The sequence below is a fragment of the Segeticoccus rhizosphaerae genome, from assembly GCF_009192725.1.
Taxonomy (GTDB): Bacteria; Actinomycetota; Actinomycetes; order Actinomycetales; family Dermatophilaceae; genus Segeticoccus; species Segeticoccus rhizosphaerae.
Genome location: NZ_VOHR01000172.1, coordinates 1 through 8,285, shown reverse-complemented (window position 1 = coordinate 8,285; position 8,285 = coordinate 1). Strand labels below are relative to the sequence as shown.

The 8,285-nt window shown below is 71.2% G+C and carries 11 protein-coding genes; all 11 read left to right on the top strand.

Going from position 1 to position 8,285, the window contains the following annotated elements:
- Positions 1-1,557, top strand: a 1,557-nt coding sequence (locus tag FRW57_RS13650) for an ATP-dependent DNA helicase RecG (RefSeq protein ID WP_152186232.1), incomplete at its 5' end; no start/stop codon positions are given.
- Positions 1,558-1,564: 7 nt separating this feature from the next.
- Positions 1,565-2,146, top strand: a complete 582-nt coding sequence (gene rsmD / locus FRW57_RS13645; protein ID WP_152186231.1) for a 16S rRNA (guanine(966)-N(2))-methyltransferase RsmD — start codon at positions 1,565-1,567, stop codon at positions 2,144-2,146.
- A gap of 199 nt (positions 2,147-2,345) precedes the next feature.
- A complete protein-coding gene (coaD, locus tag FRW57_RS13640; RefSeq protein WP_137121824.1) occupies positions 2,346-2,870 on the top strand; it encodes a pantetheine-phosphate adenylyltransferase in 525 nt (174 codons plus the stop codon).
- Between the two features lie 270 nt (positions 2,871-3,140).
- Complete coding sequence (locus tag FRW57_RS13635) at positions 3,141-3,719, top strand: YceD family protein (protein ID WP_137121825.1); 579 nt, start codon at positions 3,141-3,143, stop codon at positions 3,717-3,719.
- 1 nt (position 3,720) lies between these two features.
- On the top strand, positions 3,721-3,915 hold the full coding sequence (rpmF, locus tag FRW57_RS13630; RefSeq protein WP_137121826.1) for a 50S ribosomal protein L32: 195 nt from the start codon (positions 3,721-3,723) through the stop codon (positions 3,913-3,915).
- Positions 3,916-3,930: 15 nt separating this feature from the next.
- Complete coding sequence (rnc, locus tag FRW57_RS13625; RefSeq protein WP_274381583.1) at positions 3,931-4,746, top strand: ribonuclease III; 816 nt, start codon at positions 3,931-3,933, stop codon at positions 4,744-4,746.
- Complete coding sequence (mutM, locus tag FRW57_RS13620; protein ID WP_137121827.1) at positions 4,739-5,638, top strand: bifunctional DNA-formamidopyrimidine glycosylase/DNA-(apurinic or apyrimidinic site) lyase; 900 nt, start codon at positions 4,739-4,741, stop codon at positions 5,636-5,638. Before rnc ends, mutM begins: the two co-directional genes overlap by 8 nt.
- 147 nt (positions 5,639-5,785) lie before the next feature.
- Positions 5,786-6,067: an acylphosphatase gene (locus tag FRW57_RS13615; RefSeq protein ID WP_137121828.1), complete on the top strand. Its 282-nt coding sequence runs from the start codon at positions 5,786-5,788 to the stop codon at positions 6,065-6,067.
- Between the two features lie 110 nt (positions 6,068-6,177).
- Entirely contained in the window at positions 6,178-6,615 is a 438-nt protein-coding gene (locus FRW57_RS23260) for a hypothetical protein (protein WP_162529360.1), read from the top strand.
- A 118-nt stretch (positions 6,616-6,733) separates the two neighbouring features.
- Positions 6,734-6,907, top strand: a complete 174-nt coding sequence (locus tag FRW57_RS24060; protein ID WP_202911550.1) for a hypothetical protein — start codon at positions 6,734-6,736, stop codon at positions 6,905-6,907.
- A gap of 164 nt (positions 6,908-7,071) precedes the next feature.
- Positions 7,072-8,285: chromosome segregation SMC family protein (locus FRW57_RS13605; RefSeq protein WP_152186229.1), on the top strand; the 1,214-nt coding region annotated here is incomplete at its 3' end.

Below are 8,285 nucleotides of genomic sequence, written 5' to 3'. Positions count from 1 at the left end.
ATGCGCCGCATGCGGTATGCCGAGGCGTTCGTCGTGCAGACCGCGCTCGCGGTGCGCCGGGCGGCCCACCAGCAGCAGCCCGCCACCCCGCGCCGGGCAGTGCCGGGGGGACTGCTGGAGGAGTTCGACGCCCGGCTGCCCTTCGAACTCACCAAGGGGCAGCGGGAGGTGGGCGACGCCCTCGCGGTGGACCTGGCGAGCAGCCACCCCATGCACCGGCTGCTGCAGGGCGAGGTGGGCTCCGGCAAGACGGTCGTGGCGCTGCGCGCGATGCTCACCGTCATCGACTCCGGCGGACAGGCGGCCCTGCTCGCGCCGACCGAGGTGCTCGCCCAGCAGCACCACCGCTCCATCACGGCGATGCTGGCCGACCTGGCCGAGGGCGGCATGCTCGGCGGCAGCGAGATCGGCACCCGGGTGGCGCTGCTCACGGGGAGCCAGCCGGCCGGCATACGCAAGAAGAACCTGCTGGAGGCCGCTTCCGGCGAGGCGGGCATCGTGATCGGCACGCACGCCCTGATCCAGGACCATGTGCAGTTCGCCGACCTCGGGCTCGTCGTCGTCGACGAGCAGCACCGCTTCGGCGTCGAGCAGCGGGACGCGTTGCGCGGCAAGGCCGCCCAGCCGCCGCACGTGCTGGTCATGACCGCAACGCCCATCCCGCGCACCGTCGCCATGACGGTCTTCGGCGACATGGAGACCTCCACGCTGGCCGAGCTGCCCCAGGGGCGCTCGCCGATCTCCACCCACCTGGTCCCCGGCAGCAACGAGCGTTGGGTGCAGCGCACCTGGGAGCGCGTCGCCGAGGAGGTGCGGGCGGGCCACCAGGCGTATGTCGTGTGCCCCCGCATCGGTGACCCGCCGGGAGACGCGGTGGTCACGAAGGAGTCCTCGGACGAGGAGGATCTCGCGGCCGAGGGCGGCGACGACGGGGCAGCCGGGCCTGCGATGACCGGGGTCTACGAACAGTTCGAGCGGTTGCGGGAGACACCGGCCCTGGCGGGGTTGCGGCTCGCCGTGCTGCACGGACGCATGCCCGCCGACGAGAAGGACGCCACCATGCGGGCGTTCGCCGCGGGCGAGATCGACGTCATGGTCGCGACGACGGTGATCGAGGTCGGGGTCGATGTCCCCGGCGCCACGGTGATGGTGATCGTGGACGCCGACCGCTTCGGTGTCTCGCAGCTGCACCAGCTGCGCGGCCGCGTCGGTCGTGGCTCGGCGCCCGGGATCTGTCTGCTGATGAGCGACGTCGAGGAGGGGCCGGCCCTCGAACGACTGACCGCGGTCGAGGCCACGACGGACGGCTTCGAGCTCTCCCGGGTCGACCTCGAACAGCGTCGCGAGGGTGACGTCCTCGGGGCCCACCAGTCAGGGGGGCGCCGACAGCTGCGCTTCCTGCAGCTGCTGCGCGACGAGACGCTCATCGTCGAGGCCCAGGAGGACGCCCGGGCGCTGGTGTCGCAGGATCCGGCGCTCGTCGAGCACCCCGTGCTGCGCGACCGGATCGTGGAGGTCCTCGACGAGGAACAGGTCACCTACCTGGAGAGGGGCTGATCCGCGGATGACGCGCATCATCGCCGGATCCGTCGGTGGCCGGCGCATCCACACCCCGCCCGGCAACGGCACCCGGCCCACCAGCGACCGGGTGCGCGAAGCCCTCTTCTCGCGCCTCGAGCACCTCGAGGTGCTGCACGAGGCCCGCGTCCTCGACCTCTATGCCGGGTCGGGCGCCCTCGGGCTCGAGTGCAGCAGCAGGGGAGCGGCCTTCGTCACGCTGGTGGAGTCGGCACGTCCGGCCGCGGTCGTGGCCCGGCGCAACGTCAAGGAGCTGGGACTTCACGGGGTCGACGTCCGGGCCGACACGGTGGAGCGGGTCCTGCGGTCGGGGCCTCCGCTGGACGCCAAGGTCGATCTGGTGCTCGCCGACCCGCCCTACCCTGTCACACAGGAGTCGCTCGGCGAGGTGCTCCGCCTGCTGGTCGCCCACGACTGGCTCGTGGACGAGGCGCTGCTCGTGGTCGAGCGGTCCACCCGTTCACCCGAGCCGCTCTGGCCCGGCGGGATCGAGCTGATCGGACCTCGACGCTACGGCGAGACGACCTTGTGGTTCGCCGAGGCCGTCGGGGAGGGCGACATCGCCTGACCCCAGCGCGTGCCCTGACCGCCGTGCCCGAGTTCACTAGACCGCGCATTCGGGGACGTCCTGCGATGTGGTCGCCGGGACGACCCGTTCGCAGGACGTCCCACAATTCGGGGGGCGCAAGGTCCTGCGGTGTGGTCGCCAGGGCGACCGGTACGCAGGACATCTGGGGGAGGAGGAGCACGCTGCTAGGTTCGGGTCGATGAGCGAGACGACCCGCCGGTGTGTCTGCCCCGGCTCCTACGACCCGGTCACCCTCGGGCACATGGACGTGTTCCGGCGCGCGAGCGCCCTCTACGACGAGGTCGTCGTGGCCGTCATGCACAACCCCGCCAAGCGAGGGACGTTCACCGTGCAGGAACGCCAGGACCTGCTGCACCAGTCGCTCGCCGACCTGCCCAACGTCCGCGTCAAGGTGTTCGCCCGGACGCTCCTGGTCGACGTCTGCCGGGAGGTCGGGGCCCAGGCCATCCTCAAGGGCCTGCGCAGCGACACCGACTTCGCCTACGAGCTGCCGATGGCGCTGATGAACCGCCAGCTGACCGGCATCGAGACCGTGTTCCTTCCGGCCGCTCCGGAGCTCGGGCACCTGTCGAGCTCGCTCATCCGCGAGGTCGCGAGCCTGGGCGGCGACGTCTCGCAGATGGTGCCGGAGCCGGTGCTCGAGCCGCTCCTCGCGCGAGTGGCGCGGCGAGGGGACGGCGGCGACGACCAGCGCCGACAATAGGCCCGGCGACGACGGCCAGCGGCGACGATGGGCCGCAGCGACGACAACGGCGACGATGGGGCGGAGCGGACGGCCGCGGAGGCGCTGCGGCACGCAGCCCAGCGGAGCGACCCTGCCGCCGAGGTGCCAGGACATCGAGCCCCCATCGGCACGGCATACCGGTCGGTTGCTTCCGCTCGGTTTGGGTGAGCGGCACCTGCTCCGGTAACCTCATGTGTCGGTCTTCGTCTGCCGTGACGTGGGCCGAGCCACCTCGACGACTGTGGAGTCATGAACCGCCTCGACCCCCGCCTGCCCCTGGTGTTCGACCTCCAGGAACTGGGCAGACGACCCGGCTCGATGCTGACGATGTCACGCACCGTCGAGGCGCCTGCCGACCTCGGCACCGACGTGATCGCCGTCCCGCCCGGCCAGCCCATCGAGCTGGACGTGCGGTTCGAGTCCGTCGTCGAGGGCGTCTTGGTGACTGGCTCGGCGCGTGCCACGGCCGTCGGCGCCTGCGTGCGGTGCCTGGACCGCGCCGACCAACCGGTCGAGGCTCGGTTCCAGGAGCTCTTCGCGTATGCCGACCGGGCGGCACACCACCACGAGGTGGGTGCTCCCGAGGACGAGGAAGACGTGTATGAGCTCGAGGGCGACCTGCTCGACCTCGAGCCCGTGCTGCGGGACGCGGTGGTGCCCTCACTGCCGTTCCAGCCGGTGTGCCGGGAGGACTGCCCCGGGCTGTGTCCCCAGTGCGGGGCCCGGCTCGCGGACGACCCGGACCACCAGCACGATGTGATCGACCCCCGATGGGCGGCGTTGCGAGACCTCGCGGCGCCGAGCAGTACTGACGAGAAGAGGAACTGACGTGGCTGTCCCGAAGCGGAAGATGTCGCGGTCCAACACCCGTTCGCGCCGCGCGAACTGGAAGGCCAGCGCCACCACGCTCACCGCGTGCCCCCAGTGCAAGGCCCCCAAGCAGCCCCACATCGCCTGCCCGTCGTGCGGCACGTATGCCGGTCGCCACTACGGCACCGCGGAGCGCACCGAGTACCAGGGCTGACAGGTCCTCACTCGCGTGACTGACTCTCCGGTGCACCGGTCCCGGGGCAACGGCGCGTCGCAGCGGCCCGTCGAGGGTCTCTCCGACTACCTCAAGCAGGTGGTCGGAGGGGACGTCGACGAGCCGCTGCTCCTGCGTGCCCTGACCCACCGTTCCTACGCCTACGAGCACGGCGGTCTGCCCAACAACGAGCGGCTCGAGTTCCTCGGCGACTCCGTGCTCGGTCTCGTCGTGACCGACACGCTCTTCTCCGCCCACCCGGACCTCGCGGAGGGGCAGCTGGCCAAGCTGCGCGCCGCCGTGGTCAACAGCCGTGCCCTCGCCGAGGTCGCGCGCACCATGGGCCTGGGCGACTACCTGCTGCTCGGCCGCGGCGAGGAGAGCACGGGAGGGCGCAACAAGCCGTCGATCCTCGCGGACACCACGGAGGCGGTGATCGGCGCCGTCTACCTCTCGGCCGGCCTGCCCGCGGCCACCACCTTCGTGCACCACCTCCTGGACCCGCTGATGGCGACCTCGGCGAGCCTCGGCGCCGCGCTCGACTGGAAGACCAGCCTGCAGGAGCTCACCGCCGCGGGGACACTGGGCGTCCCGGAGTATGCCGTGACGGAGGAGGGACCAGACCACGAGAAGGTCTTCACCGCCCACGCCGTGGTCGCCGAGGAGATCCTCGGCACCGGGGTCGGGCGCAGCAAGAAGGAGGCCGAGCAGAAGGCCGCCGAGATCGCCTGGACCGAGCTGACCCGACGTGCCGAGGCTGTCCTCTCCGCCGAGCCCGAACCAGAGGACGTGGCTGTGGACGAGGGCGTGTCCTCGGCGACGGATGCCTGAGCTCCCCGAGGTCGAGGTCGTCCGCCGTGGCCTGGCGAAGCACGTGGTCGGCCGGCGGATCCGGTCCGCGTCGCTGACGGGACAGCGGGTGGCCCGCCGGCACGTCGCCGGACCGGTCGACCTGGCCGACCGATTGCGCGACAACCTGGTGCGGGCCGCCGAACGGCGTGGCAAGTACCTTTGGCTGACGCTCGAGCCACCCGACGAGCACCTCCAGGCGCTGATCATCCACCTCGGCATGAGTGGCCAGCTGCTCGTCGAGCCGGCGACCGCGCCGCGTGAGAAGCACCTGCACGCCACAGTGGATTTCGACAACGACCCCCAACTGCGGTTCGTCGACCAACGCACGTTCGGTGGTATGGCGCTCGCGGACCTCGTGCCGGACGTCACCGGCGCAGCCCGCACCCCACGGCCCTACGGCGTGCCCGCCACGATCACGCACATCGCGCCCGACCCGCTCGAGGACGCCTTCGACCAACAGGCGGTCGTGCGGCGGATGAAGGCACGGCGCTCGGGCATCAAGAGGGCGCTGCTCGACCAGGGGCTCGTCTCGGGCATCGGCAATATCTATGCGGACGAGGCGTTGTGGCGGGCTCAGGTGCACGGTGAGCGGGAGGCGTCGCTGCTGACCAAGCCGACCCTGTCGCGCGTCCTCGACCACGCCCGGCAGGTGATGACCGAGGCGCTCGCCGCGGGCGGTACGAGCTTCGACGCGCTCTACGTGGACGTCAACGGCGCCAGCGGATACTTCTCGCGCCGGCTCGACGTCTACGGCCGCGAGGGCGAGCCGTGCGAGCGGTGCGGGACGCCGCTGCGCCGGGAGCAGTTCATGAACCGCTCGTCCTACTCCTGCCCGCGCTGCCAGCCGCGGCCACGTCAGCGGCGCACCTGAGCGACGACGAGCGGCGACACGGAACGGCGACGACGAGCGGCGACGACGAGCGGCGACGATGGAGCGGAGCGACCCGCCGCGGAGGAGCGCGACCACAGGTGGAGGGTGAGAACCTCGAGGCCGCACCGGGTTCGTAGGATCGAGTCCATGGAACGAGCCACCATCTTCGTGCGCGGCCGCGTGCAGGGTGTGGGGTTCCGGTGGTGGACGCGGGCGCGAGCGCTGGAGCTCGGTCTGGTGGGGTTCGCGCGCAACCTGGCCGACGGACGCGTCGAGGTGTGTGCGCAGGGACCGCGCGCGGACATCGAGCGGCTGGAGGACCTGATCCGTGAACAGCCCAGCACGACAGGGCGACCCGGCCGTGTCGAGAGCAGCGCGACACAGTGGCGTGAGGTCGATGGCCGGTTGACCGGCTTCGGCGAACGGTGAGACGACGGAGATGGCGCGATGAACGGGACGCCCCGATGACAGCGATGGGCAGCGACACTGCGGGCAGCGTGATCGCTCACGAAAGAGTCAGAAGCGCAACGGGTTTCGCCGTGCTAGGTACAGTCGGCATCATCGGCGGGGGGCTCGTCTCGGCGGCGACCGGCCCGTTGTCCTGGCAGCACGGGTCGTGGGCGGCGGCATACCTTGTGCTCGTCGTGGGGGTGGCCCAGCTCGTCTTCGGGGTGGGCCAGGCGTGGCTCGCCCACGAGCTCCCCGGCCGGCCGACCATCGTGTGGGAGCTGGTGGGCTGGAACCTCGGCAGCGCGCTGGTCATCGTCGGTGCCGTGCTCGAGCGTCCGGTCGTGGTGGACGTCGGCGGCGCGCTGCTGGTGGTGGCTCTGGTGCTCTTCGCCCGCGTGGTGCGGGTGGGCCGCCCTGGTGACGGAGCGGGCAGCCCCTGGATCCACTGGGTCTACCTGCTGCTCGTGCTGGTCATCCTCGTCAGCATCCCGATCGGACTGGTGCTCGCAGCCCTGGGCGGTGCGTGACCCCCCGTTGACCTGCGCAGAGAGGGGTGGGATTCTGGAGGTGCCCACGTACACGCGTCGGGGCAACTCACCCGCACCCCCTGCCAACACCCTCGTCAGGGATCACATCGGAGTGGACATGGCCAAGGCACTACTGGGTCACCGCACGATCCGCGACGACCGCCTGCTTCAGGAGACGGCGCGCCTGCGGATCAGGGTGCGGGACCTCGAGCAACTCATCGAGGGACTGCAGGCGGACAACGACCGGTTGAGGGACGACCGGTCACGCGTGGCACCGGTGGACCAGCGCTAGGACCGGCGCCAGGACGTCGACTCAGCCCGTCGCAAGAACAACTCTGACCACAGCAACCTCATCGGTCACACGCGTCTCCGGGCCGCCTGCACCTCCCCGAAGTCCGACCTCCCCGCCGGTACAGTGGCCCTCGATCATCGCCGGCCAGAGGGAGCCCATCGCTCGTGTACGTCAAGAGCCTGACCATGCGGGGCTTCAAGTCCTTCGCCTCCGCGACGTCCATGCAGCTCGAGCCGGGAATCACCTGCATCGTCGGGCCCAATGGGTCGGGCAAGTCCAACGTCGTCGACGCGCTCGCCTGGGTGATGGGGGAGCAGGGCGCCAAGAGCCTGCGCGGCGGCAAGATGGAGGACGTCATCTTCGCGGGGACGTCCGGCCGGGCCCCGCTCGGACGGGCGGAGGTCGCGCTCACCATCGACAACAGCGACGGTGCGCTGCCGATCGACTACACCGAGGTGACGATCAAGCGCATCATGTTCCGCGGTGGAGGTTCCGAGTACGCCATCAACGGCACCCACTGTCGGCTGCTCGACATCCAGGAGCTGCTCTCCGACTCGGGCATCGGTCGCGAGATGCACGTCATCGTGGGCCAGGGCCAGCTCGACACGGTGCTGCGGGCCACGCCCGAGGAGCGCCGCGGCTTCATCGAGGAGGCGGCCGGCGTCCTCAAGCACCGCAAGCGCAAGGAACGCGCCCTGCGCAAGCTCGACGCGATGGAGGGCAACCTCACCCGCGTCACCGACCTCACCTCCGAGATCCGGCGCCAGCTCGGGCCGCTCGGCCGGCAGGCCGAGACCGCGCGCCAGGCCGCCGTGATCCAGGCCGACGTGCGTGATGCCCGGTTGCGGCTCCTCGCCGACGACCTGGTCCAGCTGACCAGCACCCTCGAGCAGGACGTCGCGGACGAAACCGCCCTGATCACCCACCGCACCGAGGTGGAGCAGTCACTGGCCGCGGCCCAGGAGCGTATGACGTCGCTCGAGGAGGAGTCGCGCGAGGCCGCCCCGTTGGTGGCCAAGGCGCAGGAGCAGTGGTTTGCCCTGTCCTCGCTGCGCGAGAGGCTCACCGCGACCGGTGACCTCGCCGCTGAGCGGGTCCGGCTGCTCACCGCCGACGAGCAGGAGGAGCAGCCCGCGGGGCGGCGTGATCCCGACGAGCTGCGTGCCCAGGCTGCACAGGTGCGTGAGCAGGAGCAGGTGCTGCTGACCGAGGTGGAGCAGGCACAGCAGCACCTTCAGGATGCCGTGTCGCACCGCGCCGAAGTCGAGTCAGCCCACGCCGAGGAGCAGCAGCGACTGGCCCGGCTCCTGCGGGCCGCCGCGGACCGCCGGGAGGGCCTTGCCAAGCTGGCCGGCCAGGTGGCGGCGCGGCGCAGCCG

Bases quoted from the DNA above. Each gene is read 5' to 3' on its own strand.
- coaD (WP_137121824.1), top strand. From the start codon at position 2,346: ATGAGCGAGACGACCCGCCGGTGTGTCTGCCCCGGCTCCTACGACCCG.
- FRW57_RS13635 (WP_137121825.1), top strand. From the start codon at position 3,141: ATGAACCGCCTCGACCCCCGCCTGCCCCTGGTGTTCGACCTCCAGGAA.
- mutM (WP_137121827.1), top strand. From the start codon at position 4,739: ATGCCTGAGCTCCCCGAGGTCGAGGTCGTCCGCCGTGGCCTGGCGAAG.
- FRW57_RS13615 (WP_137121828.1), top strand. From the start codon at position 5,786: ATGGAACGAGCCACCATCTTCGTGCGCGGCCGCGTGCAGGGTGTGGGG.
- rsmD (WP_152186231.1), top strand. From the start codon at position 1,565: ATGACGCGCATCATCGCCGGATCCGTCGGTGGCCGGCGCATCCACACC.
- FRW57_RS24060 (WP_202911550.1), top strand. From the start codon at position 6,734: ATGGCCAAGGCACTACTGGGTCACCGCACGATCCGCGACGACCGCCTG.